This is a genomic window from Chitinophaga sp. CB10, assembly GCA_001870995.2.
Classification (GTDB): domain Bacteria; phylum Bacteroidota; class Bacteroidia; order Chitinophagales; family Chitinophagaceae; genus Chitinophaga.
The window spans coordinates 365,925-384,439 of the sequence record MLAV02000002.1 but is presented as its reverse complement, the minus strand read 5'-3'; the positions used below and the strand labels follow the sequence as shown (position 1 = coordinate 384,439).

Genomic DNA, 18,515 nt, shown 5'->3' with positions numbered 1-18,515 from the left:
GCCGCCACTCACGCTGCTTGCAGCAGGAAATGAGTGGCGGCCGTATCTTTTGTAAATCTACTTAATCTGATCAAGTAAATCCAAAACTTTTTCTCTTCTTAAAATAAGGTATCCTATCTTTTCTTTGGCGATACCATCCCGCAGTAAATAAGTGAAATGCAAATCGTCTTCAATCACCTGCGACTCAAAATATTTGAACTGGATTTTGGATTCATTCTTTAACTCCTCCGCCACTTCATACAGGTGGGTGGACAGGATAAACAGGCAGTTGCTGCTCTTCAGCAGCCCGCGGATTACGGCCAGCGAACAGTTGCGCGCATCTTCCACGTTAGTGCCCTTAAACATTTCATCAATCAGTACCAGCCAGTTTTTGCCGTTATTGATCTGTATGATGGTGTTTTTGATTCGTTGTACTTCATTGTAGAAATAACTTTCGCCCTTGAAAATATTATCCTGCACCTGGATGTTGCTGAAAATACCGTGGAAAAAGCTCAGTTCCATATGCTGCGCCGGCACGCCCATCCCGATGTGCGCCAGGAATACGGCGATACCAACGGCACGGATAAACGTAGTTTTACCCGCCATGTTGGCCCCCGTGAGGAACATGAAGTTGGTCGCCTGGTTCAGCTCCATATCATAGGCCACCGGCTTATCGAGGATCACATGGTAGAGCTGCTTCGCCTTGATCACCGGGTAGGAATGATCCAGCAGTTCAGGGAAATGCAGGTGGTGGTGGTTGACGGCCTTCGCCATCGCATAAAAGGCATCCAGCTGGTGATAGAGGCTGATCAGCTCCTGCAGTATCTTGCGGTTGCGCCGGCGCATATAGCTGTCAAACCGGAGGATGTTGGCGGCATTGATCTTGCCTTCCTCATCCGCGCGCAGAATAGTAGCAAAGTCCGGCTGGTTAAGGAGGCGCTCTGCCCGGTCCAGCAACACTTTCAGCACCTGCGGCGCTTTGTCAGAATTAAAAACCCGCACAAATTCGTTAAACCCCCTGATCAGGTTCAGCACTTCCGTAAATGCAAATTTGATATGCTTGTAATCCGGCGCGTACACGGTTTTATGCAGCGCGGTCTGTAAATATAAGCCCAGCCCTTCCGTGTTGGTGATCGGTTCTATCTGCGCTTCCAGGTAGTTTTCCACCACCACGATGGTGCCGTTGGTGATCACGGAAGGCCATTGCCCCTGTAGGCTGATAATGTATTTAAGCGCTTCCTGGCGTTGTTGAATAGATTTGATATCCTGCAGCGGTTTGGTAAACAGTTGACGCAGGTATTCCCTTCCGCCGGCGGTAATGGTGAAATCCAGCCGCCCGAAAAGGGAATATTCTTCATCCCGGTTGAAAATACTAAGGTCGTAATAGGAAGTTTTGTCCAGTTGCATGCAGCCCTTTTTTTAGTGAATATACATATACCCCTGTTAGGATGCAAAGATGACGATATTCCATAAGATAGCCCGGCATCTCCCCGGTACAAAAAAGAAAAAGGCTGGCGGGAATAGATCTTCCCCCAGCCCTGAAATCGTTGTCAATACGCCTTTTTAGCGGTTAAACAGCAGGCGCTGACCTTTTACGGATTCGTCAAACTTACCGTTTTCATAAGCGAGGTGCCCGCTTACGAAGGTATGGGTCACGGCTGCCGGGAAGGTATGGCCTTCAAACGGGCTCCAGCCGCATTTGTAATAGATGTTCTCTTTGGTAACCTGGCTGCCGGCGTTCATATCCACAATTACGCAGTCGGCAAAGTAACCTTCGCGGAGGTAGCCCCTGTCTTTAATCTGGAAGCATACCGCCGGCGCATGGCTCATTTTTTCCACCACTTTTTCGATGGAAATCTTACCCTGCTTTACATATTCCAGCATCAGGAGCAGGCTGTGTTGTACCAGCGGCACGCCGGAAGGAGCCTGCAGGTATGGCTGCTGCTTCTCTGCCCAGGTATGGGGCGCATGGTCGGTGGCAATGATGTCCAGCCGGTCGTCCAGCAGGGCTTCCCACAGGCCGTCCCTGTTCTCCGGGGATTTGATGGCCGGGTTGCATTTGATCAGGTTGCCGTATTGGGCATAATCGTCCGCAGTGAAGTGGAGGTGATGCACGCAAACCTCAGCGGTGATGCGCTTTTCAGCCAGCGGCAGCATGTTGCCGAAGAGTTGCAGCTCCTTCGCTGTGGAGATATGCAGGATGTGCAGGCGGGCGTTATGCTTCTGCGCAAACTGGATGGCCACCAGGGAGGATTCAAAGCAGGCTTCCACATTGCGGATCAGCGGATGGTCCGCCGCGGTGAGCGCATCGCCTTTTTCCTGTTTGAAAACTTCCATATTGTGGCGGATGATTTTCTCATCTTCACAGTGGGTGGCGATCAGGAGTTCGCTGTTGGAAAATACGGTGTCGAGGGTGAGGTAGTTATCCACCAGCATGTTGCCGGTAGAGGAACCCATGAATATTTTTACGCCGCAAACGCGGTCTTTCTTTTCGTTCGTGCGGAGGATCTCTTCCACGTTGTCGTTGGCTGCTCCCATGAAGAAGGAGTAGTTGGCCAGGGAAGTCTGGCGGCCGATTTCATACTTTTCTTCCAGCAGCTCCTGGGTGAGGGCGGCCGGTTTGGTGTTCGGCATTTCCATGAAGGTAGTGGTACCACCGGCTACAGCGGCCCGCGCTTCGGTATAAATGGTCGCTTTTTCCGTGAGCCCCGGCTCGCGGAAGTGTACCTGGTCGTCAATCACGCCGGGCAGCAGGTGTTTGCCTTCTCCGTTAATTTCCTTGTAATTACCGCTGATAGTGATGTTAGGCGCAATTTTTTCAATGCGGTTATCCTTGATCCATACATCCTGTACCGTGGTGCGCCCTTCATTTACCACGGCTATATTCCTGATGAGGTAGTTTTGCATTTTGCAAATATAGCTAATTAACCTTCCAGGTGGATGGAGAATACGATCATATGGGATTGCAGCTTGTCGATCACATTGGAATAACGCAGGTTCGGATCTTTAACATGTACGTTTCCTATACCGTTGCTTACTTTAAATTCTGGGGAGAAAATAAAACTTTCGAAATAAAACTCGAATCCTGCACCAACCTCATACCCATAATCGCTCTTCCGGATTTTGATAAGGTTTTCCGCTTTCTTCGCGCGCGCATTAGACGCGAGGTCATAGTCAAACTTCATTCCACCGATTGCGTACACGCGCATGTTCCCGATACGGTCGGATTTAAACTTCAGTTGAAGTGGGAAGCTCAGCAGGATGGATTCGATCTTCTTATCGGTATCTGTAGGTTTGGGATAAGCCTCCCGGTAGTAAAGGTTTTTGGAGGCAAATACCAGCTGCGGGTTAAGGCGCAGGTCAAAATGTTCCGCCAGGCGGGCGTTTGCCAGCAGCCCCAGGTTGAAACCCATTGTTTTCAAGGGTTCCACCACGGAGATGGAATCATTTTGCAGGAAAGCCTGGGAATGTAATAAACGGAAATTCGACTGGTTGGTAGCCAGCGTAATACCAAAGTAATAGGGTTTTGCATCGTGTTCCAGCATGTTCAGGTTTTGCTGCGCCTTGGCCGGCAGCAGGGCAAGCCCGAACAGTAGCGTCAGTACGAGGCTACGTAGATGGAACATATGCCGAATGTGAGCGTTTTGCATGTAACGGCCTGGAATCCTGTGTTTTTTAATATGTTGCACATTTCTTCGCCCTGGGGAAACGCTTTCACGGATTCTGGCAGATAGCTATAGGCAGCCTGGCTTTTAGCGATCCATTTCCCGAACAGGGGCGTTATATAACGAAAATACAGATTATAAAATTGCTTAATAGGGAAAACTGTGGGGTTGGAAAACTCCAGAATAACCAATTTTCCGCCAGGCTTAAGCACGCGATTCATTTCTGTCAGGCCTTTGTGCAGGTTTTCAAAGTTGCGTACGCCAAAGGCTACTGTTATGGCATCAAACGTTTTATCCGGGAAACTTATTGTTTCGCTATCGCCCAGCTGCAGGCTGATCTTGTCGGCTAAGCCGGCTTTCCCGATCTTTTCGCGCCCGTGGGATAACATGCCCTCGGAGATATCAATGCCGGTAATATGGTCAGGCTGGAGGCGTTTGGCCGCCATGATCGCAAAGTCGCCGGTGCCGGTAGCCACGTCCAGCATCTGTTTAGGCTGCAGGGACTTGAGATAGCCCAGCGCTTTTTTGCGCCAGATAATATCAATTCCGAGCGACATAAAATGATTCAAAAAGTCGTACCGATGAGCAATATCATCGAACATCGTGGCTATCTGCTCCTTCTTGCTTAATTTTGACTCCGTATAAGGAACGATCTTCTCAACATTTAATTTACCTGACATAGGTCGCAAAGTTACAGAATTTGTGATCATTAGTCGGAACGAACAAAGCAATTATTATGGTGATCAAAACAGCAGAATATCTTATTAGTAGTCCGGATTGGCAGAAATGCCCCAAGCCCACCTGGCCTGAGTATGCATTTATAGGCAGGTCCAATGTGGGTAAATCCTCCCTGATCAACCTGCTGACCAACAACGAGAAGCTGGCCAAAACTTCCGGTACCCCCGGTAAAACCACGCTGATTAACCACTTTATCATAAATCAGTCCTGGTACCTGGTGGATTTGCCCGGCTATGGCTTCGCCAAAAGAAGCATGTCCCAACGCCGCCAGTGGGAAAAAATGATTGAAGACTACCTGCGCAAACGCGAGAACCTGGTAAATGTATTCGTACTGATCGATAGTCGCCACACCCCGCAGAAGATAGATATTGATTTCATCAATCAGCTGGGAGAATGGCAGATACCCTTCAGCCTCGTTTTCACGAAAGCGGACAAAAGTACCCAGGCGGAAGTAAGCCGGAATGTAAAAGCGTTCCTGAACAAGATGCGGGAAACCTGGCAGTTCCTGCCGCCTCACTTCGTCACTTCCGTAGTGAAGAAGACGGGCCGTGATGCCATCCTCGGGTATATCGACGAGTTAAACGCGCAATTCAGGGCAATTGCGTAAGCATACAGGCTAAGAGGTATTGTGTTGTTTTATTTGCTGCGCATGTAAGGCAACACAATTTTTTTTGCGGTAATTGCAGGGGGAGCGGCTAATCTAAAGGGGGAGGAAAGCCCCGCCGGTGCAGGGAGCCCGCATCGGCCTTATTGTGAAGAGGTACAAACACTTACAGCTTAATTCACCACCTTATTGGCGCAGCTGCTGCTGGCGAAGGCTTCCGGCTTGGCTTTGAAGGCAAAGCCCATCCCGAGGATATAGCCCATGGCCTCCCGCAACGCAAGGTTGCTTTTAAACTGTGGATTGGTATTGATGTCCGCATGCACTTCCATATCCACGTCATACTCGGTGAACAGGTCGCACAACTCATACGCGATTTCAATACTCTTGGCTACTTCTACCAGCATACGTTCCTTAATGCTGTAGCAGTCCTTCGTTTTTTCGTTGTGGATAAACATAAATCCGCCATGGCCTTCCCGCAGAAATACGATCACGGTGGCGAATTCCGTGTCCAGGCCTTTCACCTGCGAATCAGTACCAATGCATACTTTCAGGCGGTAGCCATTGGCTGTTTCACGGATGATGGCCCTTCGTACTTCCTCCTTGACGGGAAGCTGGATGAGTTCTCCATTAAATCTTCTCCATTGCATAACATATATATTAGAGGGTGAACAAGCGGTATTAACAATTACATCTTGTAGTAAATCCAGTCGTGTCGATATATGTCCGGGCGATGGGTTAACGTACCGAATATACGAAATGGACGGCGTTTTAAAACCGCAGAAAGAAGATTTAAAGAAAATTTTCAGGCAGTTTAAAACTGCCCGGTGCTTAAAAGTACCAGGGTACAAGCTTCCTGCGGCAGGATGCCGTTTTGCGCCGCCAGCGCTTCCAGCGCGGGGTTTTCGGTGCCGGGGTTAAAGATGATCCGCCGTGGCTTCAGTTGCAGGATATAATCGTAATACTGCTCCTGTAGCTTCGGATTCATATATAACGTGACCGTATCTACATTTTCCAGCGCCGGGTGATCGGTAATAATGGGAATATCTCCGATGGCGGCTTCCCGGTTGCCGATGGCCACCACGGGATGCCCGTGGGCTTTCAGCCTCGTGGCTGCCAGGTAGCTGTATCTTTCCGGGTTGGGTGAAGCGCCTATCACTACCGTCAATTTCTTGTCTGTATTTTCCATGAGTCCAGTTTTTTATTTTTAGAAGAGGTGGTATTGCCGCCGGGGCATGCGTTGCAGTATATCGGCAATGGCTGCGTCCAGCTTTGGATACTTAAATGCGTACCCTTCCTGTAATGCCCTGGTTGGGACTACCCACCTGCTTTTCAATAACAGTTCAGTTTCCGTGCCAATCAGCAAAGCGCCTGGTTTAAGCAGCCAGGCCGGCGCAGGCAGCCCGACAAAATGACCGGCCTGTTTTCGGAGCGTACCCATAAACGTTTTGTTGAGCACCGGGAACGGGGATGTACAGTTAAAAACACCCTGCAACGCCGGATGTTCGCTGAGCCAGGTGATCATACCGGCAACATCCGCAATATGCACCCAGGTAAACCGCTGTAACCCGCTGCCCTGGCGGCCGCCCAGTCCAAATTTCACCAGGTTGCAAAAGGGCTGCATGACGCCGCCTTTCTCCCAGCCGAGGGTAATGCCTATACGAAGAATAGCTTTTCGTGTATGCGGCAGGGTTATTTCGTTAAATGCCTGCTCCCACTGTTTGCATACCTGTACGGAAAAATCGTTCGCTATTTCGCCGGTGAATTCATCCATGGGGCGGTCTTCCGCGTGGCGGTAGATAGTGGCGGAGCCGGCGTTGATCCAGAGTTTTGGCGGGTGGGTGCAGGCCAGCACCGCCTTGCCCAGCGTTTGGGTGGGCGTGATGCGGCTGCGGAAGATTTCGGCTTTATTGGCTTCGTTGTAGCGGCAGTTCACACTTTTGCCGCTGAGGTTGAGGAGGATGTCCGCCTCTTCCAGCGCGGCGGCCCAGCTGCCGGTATGGAGGCCGTCCCACTGTACCCAGGCAGCATGGGGGCATTGGGGATCATGGCGGGAGAGGATGGTAACCTGGTGGTCGTTCCCCCATATTCCGGCCAGGCTGCGGCCTATAAACCCGCTACCGCCTGCAATGACTATTTTTTTATTTTTCATAACCTCTATTTTGTTTCAGAACTTTCAGTAAATATTGAAATATTGGCGCAAAAAAAATTACTTGATGAGTTTCAGCAGGCTGCTGTAGAACCAGGATTCTTCTGATTTAATGAAGGCGGAGATGGTTTTATCCGTTTGTTGGGCAAACTTGTTAATGTTGGAAATGGACTCCTTGAAGGCTTTCATTTCCTTGTCTTTAGGGTCGCCTTCTGCCTGCTGCAGTTGTTGCAGTACTTTCATGATGGGATCCAGCTCACGCTTCTTGCGCTCGCGTGCGATATAGGTGGCTACTTTCCAGATATCTTTTTCGGCTACAAAAAATTCTTTTCTTTCCCCGGGGATGAGCACGCGTTCCACGAGGCCCCAGTTAATGAGTTCCCGGACGTTCATGTTGGTATTCCCGCGGGAAATGTTCAGTTCCTCCATGATGTCGTCGGCGCTCAGCGGATCCGGCATTACCAGCAACAACGCGTGAATCTGAGCCATAGTACGGTTAATACCCCATTGTGCACCCAGTGATCCCCATGTTTGTATAAACTGCGCTTTTGCTTCTTCCAGAGTCATTGCAGGTCCTTTTTATTTATAGCGTTTTGAGATGTCGTTACGGGCAAATGTAAACCAAGTTTTTGAACTTTCAAAAGTTTATGAAATAAACTCCGGGAGAGAGAGGGCATTAGCGTACAAATGGACAAATACGGCATATACATGGAAAATAATGGTAAACGGACGATACCACGGCCCGAAAAGCCTTAAAATTTCCCCCAAACCCCCCAAAAACAGGCATTTTCATGGATGACTGCGCCTTATCAGCCGGGGGGATGCACAAAAAAAGTCCCGGGTTGTATGACCCGGGACTCGTATATGATGCTTTTAAGCTCAGCAATTCACAACAGTGGCTTATACCAGCATTGTCACCGGGTTTTCCAGGTAACCTTTCAGGGTGGCCAGGAAGCGTGCGCCTACGGCTCCGTCCACGCTTCTGTGGTCGCAGCTGAGGGTGAGCTTCATGATGTTGGCGATTTTCACCTGGCCTTTTTCCACAACAGCGGTTTCCTTGATGTTACCTACTGCGAGGATGGCGGAATCCGGCGGATTGATGATGGCGGTGAACTCGTCTATACCCAGCATACCGAGGTTGGAGATGGTAAAGGTATTACCACTGAAATCCTGCGGTTGCAGTTTTTTATTTTTCGCTTTGTCGTACAGGCCTTTCGCTTCGCCGGCAATCTGGCTCAGTGTTTTCTGGTCTGCGAAACGGATCACCGGCACGATGAGGCCATCTTCGATAGCCACGGCGGAACCGATGTGTACGTGATGGTTATGACGGATGAAATCGCCCATCCAGCTTGCATTTACATCCGGGTGCTGTTTCAGCGCCAGGGCAGCAGCTTTGATAACCATGTCGTTGAAGGAGATCTTAACAGGAGATACTTCGTTGATAGCTTTGCGGGCTTCCATCGCTTTATCCATGTTAACATCGATCTTCAGGTAGAAGTGAGGCGCAGTGAATTTGCTTTCGCTCAGGCGTTTTGCAATCACTTTACGCATTTGTGTCAGCGGTGTATCGGTATAACCTTCCTGACCCGCCGGAACGAATGCAGGAGCGCCGGCAGCCGGAGCGGCAGTAGTTGCGGCAGGCGCTGCGCTTGGTTTATAGTTGTCGATATCGGCTTTGATCACGCGGCCACCGTCGCCGGAACCAGGCACTTTACTGATGTCGATGCCTTTTTCCTGTGCAATCTTTTTAGCCAGCGGGGAGGCTTTCACACGGCCGTCTGCGGAAGTTGCAGCAGCAGGCGCTTCAGCCGGAGCGGCTGCTGGGGCGGCGGCAGTAGCAGGAGCAGATGCAGCAGGGGCCGCAGGAGCTGCGGACGCGCCTTTTTCAGCAGCCAGGATAGCATCTACGTTTGTTCCCGGTTTACCCACGATGGCAATGATGCCGTTTACTTTGGCAGCACTGCCTTCCGGAGTACCAATATATAATAATGTACCTTCGGCATAGCCTACCACTTCCATAGTCGCCTTATCGGTTTCTACTTCAGCCAGTACATCATCGCTTTTTACAGTATCGCCTACTTTCTTATTCCACGCTACGATCTTACCTTCTGTCATGGTATCGCTCAGCAGCGGCATACGGATAACGGTAGCATTTTTCAGCGCTTCTTTAGCCGCAGCGTCATCAGCAGCAGAAACAGCAGGTGCGGCAGCTGGCGCAGGAGCCGGTGCAGCAGCCTCTTTCGCAGGAGCGGCAGTTCCGTTATTACCTCCATCCAGTAAGCTCTTATAATCTTCGCCCGGTTTACCTACAATGGCAATGATTTCATTAACCTTAGCTGCTTTCCCCTTCTCCACACCGATGTATAAAATGGTTCCTTCTACGTAACCCATTACTTCCATCGTTGCTTTGTCCGTTTCCACTTCAGCAATAACATCGTCTGCTTTTACGGTATCGCCCACCTTTTTATGCCATTCCGCAATCACCCCTTCAGTCATAGTATCACTCAAAAGGGGCATTCTGATAACTTCTGCCATAGTGTTTATTCAAAATTTTGTTCAAACCTACATGTTTTTGCGCAAAAACGCAAAGAAGGAATTTTAAACTGTTTAAAAATATCTAATGAATAGGGATATAATATTATTAATACGCTAAAAATCCAGCTCCATATTTAACCGATCCTTCAGCTCCTTGACCAAAGGATACTTTTCCACCAGCTGCTGGAATTGCTCCCTGCTGCTCAGCGGAGCGGGCCCGATGTCCTGCGCCTGCTGGGTTTCATCCAGCTGAAGGGTCAGGATCAGCCCTGCATTGTTAAATTTCTGTTTGAAGAACTCGGAGATGACCAGCTTTTCTTCTTCCATGAACCGGAACTGTACAATGTTCCTGCTCACAATGCCGATCTCATCGGGGTTCAGGATTTTCAGCACGGCCAACGCCAGGTTACTTACCACGGTCATTTTGTTGGCCTGGCGGTAGCGGTCAATGAACTCCTCCCAGTAAACTTCCAGTGCGCCGGCGGTCAGCGGCTTGGCTTCCGCCACTACGGTAGACTGTTGTTTGGCGGCCATGGCCTCTTTCATGGCGGCGAGGCCGGTGAGCTTGGCGCCTGCTGCGGGTGTAGCGGTTGCCGTTGTTTGCCCCGGCGTCATCGCGGCGGATGCCGGAGGTACGGTTGCCGCAGGCTTCACTGCCGGTGTTGGCGTTGGTTTTACCACCTGCGATCCGGCGGTATTTCCGGCGGCCGGCGCTGTGTGTACCTGCGCGGAAAATTGAGGTTGCGCAGCCGGCGCCGCTGGTTTGGGCGCTTCCACCGGTTTTGCCACGGGCGTTTCCTGTACGGTTAAGGTGGGGCCTTCGGCCGACTGGATGCTGGCGGCGGTGGCTGGCCTTTCCGTTATATTTTTAGCCGTTACCGGCTGGGCTACCGGCGCGCGCAGCTTCTGCGGGGCGCTGCCGTCAGCTACTAATTTTTTTTTTGCTACCTCGCCGGTATGATCATCACTCACCAAAGTAACCGCCTGTTGCAGGAAGCAGAGCTTTATCAGCGCCATTTCCACGTGCAGGCGTTTGTTGCGGGCCATGCGGTAGTTGATCTCCGTTTCGTTGAGCAGGTTCAGCGCGGTGATCAGGTAAGCAGGACTCACCTTGCCGGCCAGTTGTTTATAACGCTCTTTCAGGTTACCGGAAACTTCCACGAGGTGCACCGCCTTCTCTTCCTTACTCAGCAAGAGGTTGCGGAGGAACTCGGCCCATCCGCCCAGGAAGTTATCGCCCTCGAACCCTTTCTGCAGGATCTCATCAAATAATAAAAGCGATGAGGCTACATCCTGGTTCAATACCATGTCCATGACCTTGAAATAATAATCATAGTCGAGGATATTGAGGTGTTCCAGCGTGTTCTGATAGGTCAGGTGGCCGGCAGTGAAGCTTACAATCTTATCCAGGGTACTCAGGGAGTCGCGCATGCAACCATCCGTCTTCTGCGCCACCAGGTGTAAGGCATCGGATTCGGCCTGGATGTTTTCCTTGTTACAGATGTCCTGCAGGTGATCTACCGTGTCCTGGATGGTGATGCGTTTAAAATCAAAGATCTGGCACCGGCTCAGGATGGTAGGTAATATCTTGTGTTTTTCTGTAGTCGCTAATATGAATATGGCATAGGAGGGCGGCTCTTCCAGGGTTTTGAGGAAGGCGTTGAATGCGGAGGAACTCAGCATGTGCACCTCGTCTATGATATAGATCTTGTATTTACCGGCTTGCGGTGCAAAGCGTACCTGCTCCACCAGGGTGCGGATATCGTCTACCGAGTTGTTGGACGCCGCATCCAGCTCGTGGATGTTGAAGGAACTGCCTTCGTTGAAGGATTTACAGGAATGGCATTCATTACATGCCTCTCCATCCGGCTGCAGGTTCTCACAGTTTATCGTCTTTGCAAGGATACGGGCGCAGGTGGTTTTACCAACCCCTCTGGGTCCACAGAAAAGGAACGCGTGTGCCAGCTGATGATTGCGGATGGCATTCTTTAACGTGGTGGTAATATGCGATTGCCCTACTACTGTTGAAAAGTTTTGCGGACGGTACTTACGGGCTGAAACGATAAAATTCTCCATATAACTGCTACGCTTTCGGCGAGCGCCGAAATTACGAATAACATTCCGAGTTTTAGTTTTCTAAGCCATTTCTTATCAAAAAATATTGATAATTAATTTTTTATATATAGATGTAAATTAGTCGGTTACGGCGTGCCTCGCGTCTATTTCCAATATTAACTCCAGGTAGTTTTTCTTCATGAGGATGATGCAGTTATTTAAATGTTCCATCAGGGAGCTGCTGATATCGTGCAATTCCTTTATGGCCACATAGTCGGGGATACCGTCGTGCAGGAATTCGCAGTCGTGCAGCCTGAAATGTTCAATACTGGCGTTAATTTCCGGGGGGAGATTGGCGGCTACCGCAGGGCAGGTGGTCGCGTGCAGGAGCAATTTCCGGAACTCGGCGGCATCGGCGGACAAGGCTTCGAAAAAGGGCAAAGCGGCATCCATGGTGTAGCTGCCGGGGCTGAAGATAATGCTGATGCTGTGTATGACGCGGATCACGAGGTCGCTCAGTCGCACGGCATCCCGCTGGTAGTCGAGTATCTGCTGGTATTGCTGTACCATGTCTTCCGCCAGGTTGCCGCCCAGCTGCAAGGCCTGGGTGTAGTGATAACGGCAGGCGAGTATATCGTTGGCGGCCAGCCATTGCTGTTCCAGCTCCACATGAGCTGCCAGCCTGGTGGCGATGCGCTGGGCTTTGCAGGCCCGGTAGCGCTTCCCGTCAAATTCGAAATGAGGGGTTTGCAACTGCTGCAGGGCGATCGCCTGCAGGGTTTCTGAATCCTGGTAATCCCGGTAATAGGTGCGCATCCGCAGCACCACCTCCGGATGATACAGGCCTGCAAAGCTGATGCGGTTCATTTCCTCGGGGTTCAGCGGTTGCAGTAATCGTATATCCGTATGGGTGAAGGCGCGGTTGTCGTAATAGTCGTTAAAGGCCTTCGGGAATTCGTATATCCGGTGCCGTTGTTCCAGTTCTGTTACATAGCGCTGGGGGCACATCCAGTCAAAATCCGTGCTTTCCAGCGTGAGTACTTCGTACACCCGGTTGGTCACCTGCTCCTGGAGGGCCTGGGGGGTGGAGAAGAGCCGCAAGGCGCTGTCGGTAATTACTTCCTTGTCGATGTCCGCTTCCAGGTACCTGTCCACCCGGGATTCCGTGTTGGGCTGCATGGCCCAGTCGTGCCGCAGCTGCACCCTGCTTTTGAGGTGTACTTTATTACACGGCCCGGACACCACGGGCAATCCTTCCTTATCCAGCGCTGCATAGCTTTGCAGGGTATAATACCGGATCAGCTGGCGCTGGACCTGGAAAATATTTTGAAACCGTTGTTTATGGTCAAAGAGTTCCGGCATTTTGTGCAGGCAGTGGTCCATGCAGTAGCTGCCGATATCCGCGCGGCGGATGGCGCTGAGCGCGGCGGTGGTGCCGGCGGCATGGACGGCAATATCGTCCGCCTGCAGTTCGAGGTCCCGGCTGACCTGCTGGTATTCCCGGTTGATCAGTTGGTACGACCGGCGCAGTAGCAACTGAATGGAGGTGATCACCCAACAGGTGATATGAATGAAAAAGCCGGCGATGCTGCCGCTGTGGCGGTAGCGCGCGAGTTCATTCCACCCGTCGTTTTCGTACAGCATATTGTGCAACAGCTTATTCAGCCCATAAACATAACTGCTTAACCGGAGGCTGCCTCCTGAAAAATGCCCGAATTCCCTTGCTGCCAGCATGCGGAATTCGCTGATATTTACGCTGTTTACCAGCCCGAGGCCAATTTCCAGGTTTTTACGCAGGGGCCAGAAGAGGTGGAAAAAGCTGGAATGATAAAAGAGGGTAATGCTTACATCCGGCACCAGGAAGACCTTGCGGGGAAACCTGCTCCGGGTTTCCTCCACCAGCTGCTGTAAAAATATCGTGAGTTTCGGATGTTCCTTCAGGTCCAGTGGTAAGCGGTAAGGGTTCACCGGTTGGCTACGGTGAAATAAGAATCGCCCCAGGAAAAATAAAATGTTGCAGCCCAGTATAATTCCTGCAATTCCCGGAATAACAGAGAGTAAGCCATAATAGCGCATAAGGGCTATGCCGCCTGCAATACAGCCTATTGCAAGCGCTATCGCGGTGAATACTAATGCCACGTACAACAAAAAAAACAAAATGATATAGCCGAGTACTTTTATCAGTTGTTGTCTTGATGAAAACGTGGCGGCAGAGATCACGCGGGCAGTATCCGCCCTGGGATCCGGGTTTAAGTTGGTCATAACATATCCTATGATTTAAATACGATGGTTACTTGTTTAGGGATTTATATTAGACACATTAACCCGGAAAAATGTTGAAGGGAAAGCCTACCGGATGAAGATATGGTACCCTTGAAATTGCTGATATTTAACTGCTTAGGCTGTTAAATAGTTAGATATTTTTTTATTATATGTATTTATTTTATAGGATTTGGGGCAAAATAAAAAGCAGCGGATACGGTGTTTTAAACACATATCCGCTGCTTTAATATGTTAACACGATAAGATTAGTTGAGGATCGGATGCCTTTCGAATGGGGCATTCCGGTCGAACAGGTAACGGTAAGTGGTGAGCGTACGCGTAGGCGTGGCGCCGAGGCTCTCCGCCACGTTGATCATTTTTGGATTGAAATCCCCGATCCATTGCATTTCGTAGGCCTGATACGGGGTCTGGTTCTGGATCACCTTTGCTCCTTCAATGATGAGGTAAGCGTCAGCGCCTTTGCCCTGGAACTCGGGCACGATGCCGAAGAGAATGCCGACGAACTTCTTATTTGCCTGTGTGGCTTTCATCCAAAGGAACTTGAGCTTCTGCAACAGGCCGAACTTACCATCGAAGTGTTTGATGTATTGGTTCAGGTCCGGGAGGTTGAGCCATGCGCCGATTGGTTCGTCATTGTAGTAGATAAACCAGGCGAGGCGCTCGTCTATCAATGGTTTCATTTGCTTGAACAGCAGTTTGGCCTGCTGTTCCGTCATATCTTTACCGCCGGCATGTTTTGCCCAGGCTTTGTTGTACACGATGGAGAAGTCCCTTGCATAGCGGGCCAGGTCGCTTTTTTTCAGCTGTTCGGACCTGAAGCCGGGATCTTGCGCCAGTGCCGCATGGCGTTGGTAAAACTTATCCTGCAGCTGGTCGTGCACTTTCATGCCGTAGCACACCTGGTTGAAGAACAGGCGGAAACCGTAATTTTCCATCAGCTGTTTATAGTAAGGCGGATTGAAGTTCATGCCGTACAGCGGTTCATGAAAGCCTTCTGTGAGCAGGCCCCACCAGTTGTTACGTTCCCCGAAGTTGATCGGGCCGTCCATAGCGCCCATCCCTCTGTCGGCCAGCCATTTTTTCGCCGTGTCAAACAGCAGGTTGGCGGCTGCCTGGTCGTCGATGCAGTCAAAAAAGCCTACGCCGCCTACGCTGCAGGTATCGCCTTTATTTTTATATTTTTTATTGACAAAGGCTGCGAGCCTGCCTATCAGCTTTCCCTGATCGTCCTTCAAAATCCAGCGGATGCATTCCCCATGCCTGAAAGCCTTGTTATGCTCCGGGTCAAAAACCTGGTTGATATCTTTATCCAAAGGCCTTATCCAGCCGGGAACATCTTTGTTCAGCTGTATATGTACATCCAGAAATTGCCTTGCTTTTGTTTCGTTATCAACAATTATCAAATCCATAGGGACTATTTGTGCAAATGTATAAAAATCCTTTTTGATACAATGATTCGGCTGCTGGCATCATTTTTTCATGTGCTGCTCGTATGAAACAACAATACATTATCCCCTCGGTACTGGTACTGCTATTGGCGATCCTGGGCCTGGGCTACTGCCGCCAGCAAAAGGATGTACGTAAAATATTGGCTGAAAATGAGCGCCTGCACAATGAAAACCGTGATCTGAGAAGGAGCCTTGATCAATCCGGACGGGTTGCCCAGCAGATTTCAGACCGCAAAGATATACAGCAACGGGTGAATGCCCAATTTGTAGACCGGCGGTTGTACTTCCGGCAAAACTGGCAACAGTTCATCACCGTATCGCTAAACGATTACCGCACCGGGTTCCTGGGCGGTATCAAGGATTTGAGCATTATTGTGCGAAATCAAACGGATTACCCGTTGGAGAATGTAGTGGTGACGCTGCAGTATTTGCGCAATAATGACGAGGTGTTTAAGACGGAGCAATATGCCATTAAGAATATTCCCGCCCAGGGCCAGCAAACGCTGGCTGCATCCAACAGCAGGAAAGGCACTAAGGCGAGGGTAAAACTGGTGAGTATTACCAGCCAGGCGATGAATTTCTGCTGGTCGGCGGATAAGAAGGCGGCGCCGGGGACGCCGGATCCGTATGCATGTGTGCCGGCGGCGCCGGCGATGCAGCAATGATTTTCAGTTTTTAGCGCATCACCCGCCTGTCGCGCTAATATCCGGGAATCAGTAACTTTACGCATGATCACTTTACACCCGCTACACCAACCCACTGCTGCTATCCGGGACTTATACGAAACCGCCTTCCCCCTCGCGGAACGCCGCCCCTGGCCGGCCCAGCTGAAATTACTGGCAGCCGGCAAACTACGTTTATTCGAAATTCAAAGCCAGGAGCAATACGCCGGGTTTATCTTTTACTGGGCGCTGCCCCGTTTTGCCTTCGTAGAGCATTTCGCCATTGAGCCGGCCGCAAGAGGCGGCGGCGCCGGCACTGCCGTGATGCGGCAAATGGAAGCGGCATTAAAAACGATCGTGCTGGAAGTAGAGCCGCCGGATACGGAGCAGGCTATACGCCGTATTAATTTTTACGAGCGGCTGGGGTACCGGACCTTTCCTGATTATTACGAGCAACCGCCTTATCACCCGGGTTACCCGCCGTTGCAGCTGCGGTTGATGTACCTGAACCTGCCGCCCGGCATGGACTTCATAGCCATCAAACAAACCCTTTACAGCGAAATTTACCAGTTATAAAAAAAGCTCCGCAACCATGATGGCTGCGGAGCTTTTAATTTTATAACACCAGTAATTTATCTGTCGCCACGTCTTGGCCTTTCTCCACCGCCTCCGTTATTAGTCCTGGAAGGTTGAGCGGCAGGCTGGTAACGTTCCACGCGTTGCTGCGCCTGTTGTTGTACTTGTCTGGCCTGTTGTTCCTGTTGCTGGCGCTGGATGCGTTGCTGTTCCTGCTGCTGTTGCCTCATTACCCTTTGCTGTTGTTCCTGTTGCATACGCTGCTGCTGCATTTGTTGCTGCTGCTGTTCTCTCATAATCCTTTGCTGTTGTTCCTGTTGCATACGCTGCTGCTGCATTTGTTGCTGCTGCTGATCTCTCATGATCCTTTGCTGTTGTTCCTGCTGGATGCGCTGCTGGTCCTGTATCCGTTGCTGTTGTTCCTGTTGCTGGCGTTGCTGCTGTAACTGGATCTGTTGTTCCTGTTGCACTCGCTGTATCCGTTGCTGTTGATCTCTCTGTTGCTGTTCCTGTTGAATCCGTTGCAGATCCTGCTGCAGGTTATTGTTATTGGTGTTTACCCTGGATGGTCGGCCGTTGTTATTGTTGTTAACCGGAGCCGGGAAGTTGTTGTTCCCGTTGTTATTGCCCGGGTTCACCCTGGACGGCCTGTTGTTGTTATTGCCATTGTTGTTGCCAGGGAAGTTATTGTTGTTATCCTGTACCCTGGACGGTCTGCCGTTGTTATTATTGTTGCCAGGGAAGTTGTTGTTATTATCCTGCACCCTGGATGGTCTGCCATTGTTGTTGTTGGCAGGGAGCGTGCTGTTACGGTTGTCATTACCCTGGTTTACCCTGCTGCCACCGTTGTAACGGTTGTTGTCCTGTTCTCTGCCGCGGCGGATGGCTTGTGCATCCGGGCGGTACATTTGCAGCTGGTTGTTGTTAATCCGGCTGGCGCCCGGCCTGGTGGCATCGGTGAGTCGTACCGGCCTTACGTTGGCAGGTGCGGCAGGACCACGGTTAATACGGCTGTTGTTGTAAACAGTGGTATTATTGATGATGGTGGTGTTGTTGATGTAGTAGTTATTCCGGCCACGATCCATGTAATAGTTATTGATCCTGGAACTACCGATATACTGTCTGTTTACGAAAGTCCAGAAATTGATATTGATGGACACACCGGAAGGACCCAACGGCGCCCAGCCCCAGTAATCGCCGCCTGTACGCCAGTCGACCCATGCCGGACCCCATTCATAACCCGGTATCCACATCCAACCGTAACGGTTGTCAAACATCCAGCGACCGTAGTGAAACGGCGCCCATCCCCATGAATAATCGGAAGCCCACGTCCATCCATAGTCAGTATAAACCCAGTGACCACCGGTGGAATAAGGCTGCCAGTTGGAGCCCATATTAGGAATCCAAACCTGGTCGTAACCGGGGTAATTTATCCAGCGGCCGTAAGGACTCAACGCATCATAAAAAGATACGCCGCCACTTACCTGAAGGCCGGATCCGTATCCATTGTTATAACCGCTGTTGTAATCGCCGGAGGCGTAGTAGGTGCTGGCGCAGCTTGTCAGGAACATGGAGACGGCAAGAAATGGGATAAGAGATTTTTTTATCAACATTTTCATACTCCTGTTTTTAATGATTGGCTCCTGGTATTTAGACTGTCTGAGGATTGATAATGAAGCTCACATATAAGGATTCTTTCCGGTACGGTCTAAAAGGCAGTTGTCTAATCGCTTTTTAGTAAAAATTGTTAACGCTTTGCTAAAGAAAATTTCGTTGTTTTAGCATCGCTGAAACATAGTATGCAAAAAGGATTCCAAATTTTTT

The 18,515-nt window shown here is 50.4% G+C and carries 16 protein-coding genes; 3 read left to right on the top strand and 13 right to left on the bottom strand.

What is annotated here, in order from left to right:
• Positions 1 to 57: 57 nt before the first annotated feature.
• From BOC67_RS04870 to ubiE, 4 genes are all read right to left on the bottom strand, one after another.
• Positions 58 to 1,386: a DNA mismatch repair protein MutS gene (locus BOC67_RS04870; protein ID WP_291907926.1), complete on the bottom strand. Its 1,329-nt coding sequence runs from the start codon at positions 1,384 to 1,386 to the stop codon at positions 58 to 60.
• A 156-nt stretch (positions 1,387 to 1,542) separates the two neighbouring features.
• Positions 1,543 to 2,886 (bottom strand): dihydroorotase, encoded by a 1,344-nt coding sequence (locus BOC67_RS04865; RefSeq protein WP_291907925.1) that lies wholly within the window; start codon positions 2,884 to 2,886, stop codon positions 1,543 to 1,545.
• Positions 2,887 to 2,903: 17 nt separating this feature from the next.
• Positions 2,904 to 3,605 (bottom strand): porin family protein, encoded by a 702-nt coding sequence (locus BOC67_RS04860; RefSeq protein WP_291907924.1) that lies wholly within the window; start codon positions 3,603 to 3,605, stop codon positions 2,904 to 2,906.
• Positions 3,578 to 4,324: a bifunctional demethylmenaquinone methyltransferase/2-methoxy-6-polyprenyl-1,4-benzoquinol methylase UbiE gene (gene ubiE / locus BOC67_RS04855; RefSeq protein WP_291907922.1), complete on the bottom strand. Its 747-nt coding sequence runs from the start codon at positions 4,322 to 4,324 to the stop codon at positions 3,578 to 3,580. The genes BOC67_RS04860 and ubiE overlap by 28 nt, the downstream gene beginning before the upstream one ends.
• A 56-nt stretch (positions 4,325 to 4,380) precedes the next feature.
• On the opposite strand from ubiE, the gene yihA reads away from it, so the two are divergent.
• Entirely contained in the window at positions 4,381 to 4,989 is a 609-nt protein-coding gene (yihA, locus tag BOC67_RS04850) for a ribosome biogenesis GTP-binding protein YihA/YsxC (RefSeq protein WP_291907920.1), read from the top strand.
• Between the two features lie 170 nt (positions 4,990 to 5,159).
• Here the strand turns inward: yihA and BOC67_RS04845 are convergent, their stop codons facing one another.
• The 8 genes from BOC67_RS04845 to BOC67_RS04810 all read right to left on the bottom strand — a co-directional run bounded on the left by BOC67_RS04845 (position 5,160) and on the right by BOC67_RS04810 (position 15,414).
• Positions 5,160 to 5,633 carry a ribonuclease H-like YkuK family protein gene (locus BOC67_RS04845; protein WP_291907918.1) on the bottom strand — a complete coding sequence of 158 codons (474 nt, stop codon included), beginning with the start codon at positions 5,631 to 5,633 and terminating at the stop codon, positions 5,160 to 5,162.
• A gap of 164 nt (positions 5,634 to 5,797) precedes the next feature.
• Entirely contained in the window at positions 5,798 to 6,172 is a 375-nt protein-coding gene (locus BOC67_RS04840; RefSeq protein WP_291907916.1) for a CoA-binding protein, read from the bottom strand.
• An 18-nt stretch (positions 6,173 to 6,190) separates the two neighbouring features.
• Positions 6,191 to 7,135 carry a TIGR01777 family oxidoreductase gene (locus BOC67_RS04835; RefSeq protein WP_291907915.1) on the bottom strand — a complete coding sequence of 315 codons (945 nt, stop codon included), beginning with the start codon at positions 7,133 to 7,135 and terminating at the stop codon, positions 6,191 to 6,193.
• 57 nt (positions 7,136 to 7,192) lie between these two features.
• On the bottom strand, positions 7,193 to 7,699 hold the full coding sequence (locus BOC67_RS04830; RefSeq protein WP_367115521.1) for a GbsR/MarR family transcriptional regulator: 507 nt from the start codon (positions 7,697 to 7,699) through the stop codon (positions 7,193 to 7,195).
• Positions 7,700 to 8,032: 333 nt separating this feature from the next.
• Positions 8,033 to 9,667, bottom strand: a complete 1,635-nt coding sequence (locus tag BOC67_RS04825; protein WP_291907911.1) for a pyruvate dehydrogenase complex dihydrolipoamide acetyltransferase — start codon at positions 9,665 to 9,667, stop codon at positions 8,033 to 8,035.
• Positions 9,668 to 9,781: 114 nt separating this feature from the next.
• The gene (locus BOC67_RS04820) at positions 9,782 to 11,743 is read right to left on the bottom strand and encodes a DNA polymerase III subunit gamma/tau (RefSeq protein ID WP_291907910.1); all 1,962 of its coding nucleotides are present in this window, start codon (positions 11,741 to 11,743) and stop codon (positions 9,782 to 9,784) included.
• A gap of 117 nt (positions 11,744 to 11,860) precedes the next feature.
• Entirely contained in the window at positions 11,861 to 13,984 is a 2,124-nt protein-coding gene (locus tag BOC67_RS04815) for a hypothetical protein (protein ID WP_291907908.1), read from the bottom strand.
• A gap of 266 nt (positions 13,985 to 14,250) precedes the next feature.
• Positions 14,251 to 15,414 (bottom strand): hypothetical protein, encoded by a 1,164-nt coding sequence (locus BOC67_RS04810; protein WP_291907907.1) that lies wholly within the window; start codon positions 15,412 to 15,414, stop codon positions 14,251 to 14,253.
• Between the two features lie 83 nt (positions 15,415 to 15,497).
• Between BOC67_RS04810 and BOC67_RS04805 the strand changes: the two genes are divergently transcribed.
• The gene (locus BOC67_RS04805) at positions 15,498 to 16,118 is read left to right on the top strand and encodes a hypothetical protein (protein ID WP_291907906.1); all 621 of its coding nucleotides are present in this window, start codon (positions 15,498 to 15,500) and stop codon (positions 16,116 to 16,118) included.
• A 63-nt stretch (positions 16,119 to 16,181) separates the two neighbouring features.
• Positions 16,182 to 16,691, top strand: a complete 510-nt coding sequence (locus BOC67_RS04800; protein WP_291907903.1) for a GNAT family N-acetyltransferase — start codon at positions 16,182 to 16,184, stop codon at positions 16,689 to 16,691.
• 56 nt (positions 16,692 to 16,747) lie between these two features.
• Here the strand turns inward: BOC67_RS04800 and BOC67_RS04795 are convergent, their stop codons facing one another.
• Positions 16,748 to 18,310, bottom strand: a complete 1,563-nt coding sequence (locus BOC67_RS04795; protein ID WP_291907901.1) for a DUF6600 domain-containing protein — start codon at positions 18,308 to 18,310, stop codon at positions 16,748 to 16,750.
• Positions 18,311 to 18,515: the final 205 nt, after the last annotated feature.

Excerpts from the sequence above, each read along its gene's own strand:
- BOC67_RS04800 (WP_291907903.1), top strand. The coding sequence starts at position 16,182 with ATGATCACTTTACACCCGCTACACCAACCCACTGCTGCTATCCGGGAC.
- BOC67_RS04870 (WP_291907926.1), bottom strand. The coding sequence starts at position 1,386 with ATGCAACTGGACAAAACTTCCTATTACGACCTTAGTATTTTCAACCGG.
- BOC67_RS04835 (WP_291907915.1), bottom strand. The coding sequence starts at position 7,135 with ATGAAAAATAAAAAAATAGTCATTGCAGGCGGTAGCGGGTTTATAGGC.
- ubiE (WP_291907922.1), bottom strand. The coding sequence starts at position 4,324 with ATGTCAGGTAAATTAAATGTTGAGAAGATCGTTCCTTATACGGAGTCA.
- BOC67_RS04830 (WP_367115521.1), bottom strand. The coding sequence starts at position 7,699 with ATGACTCTGGAAGAAGCAAAAGCGCAGTTTATACAAACATGGGGATCA.
- BOC67_RS04860 (WP_291907924.1), bottom strand. The coding sequence starts at position 3,605 with ATGTTCCATCTACGTAGCCTCGTACTGACGCTACTGTTCGGGCTTGCC.
- BOC67_RS04820 (WP_291907910.1), bottom strand. The coding sequence starts at position 11,743 with ATGGAGAATTTTATCGTTTCAGCCCGTAAGTACCGTCCGCAAAACTTT.
- BOC67_RS04845 (WP_291907918.1), bottom strand. The coding sequence starts at position 5,633 with ATGCAATGGAGAAGATTTAATGGAGAACTCATCCAGCTTCCCGTCAAG.
- BOC67_RS04815 (WP_291907908.1), bottom strand. The coding sequence starts at position 13,984 with ATGACCAACTTAAACCCGGATCCCAGGGCGGATACTGCCCGCGTGATC.
- BOC67_RS04795 (WP_291907901.1), bottom strand. The coding sequence starts at position 18,310 with ATGAAAATGTTGATAAAAAAATCTCTTATCCCATTTCTTGCCGTCTCC.
- yihA (WP_291907920.1), top strand. The coding sequence starts at position 4,381 with ATGGTGATCAAAACAGCAGAATATCTTATTAGTAGTCCGGATTGGCAG.
- BOC67_RS04805 (WP_291907906.1), top strand. The coding sequence starts at position 15,498 with ATGAAACAACAATACATTATCCCCTCGGTACTGGTACTGCTATTGGCG.
- BOC67_RS04840 (WP_291907916.1), bottom strand. The coding sequence starts at position 6,172 with ATGGAAAATACAGACAAGAAATTGACGGTAGTGATAGGCGCTTCACCC.
- BOC67_RS04825 (WP_291907911.1), bottom strand. The coding sequence starts at position 9,667 with ATGGCAGAAGTTATCAGAATGCCCCTTTTGAGTGATACTATGACTGAA.
- BOC67_RS04810 (WP_291907907.1), bottom strand. The coding sequence starts at position 15,414 with ATGGATTTGATAATTGTTGATAACGAAACAAAAGCAAGGCAATTTCTG.
- BOC67_RS04865 (WP_291907925.1), bottom strand. The coding sequence starts at position 2,886 with ATGCAAAACTACCTCATCAGGAATATAGCCGTGGTAAATGAAGGGCGC.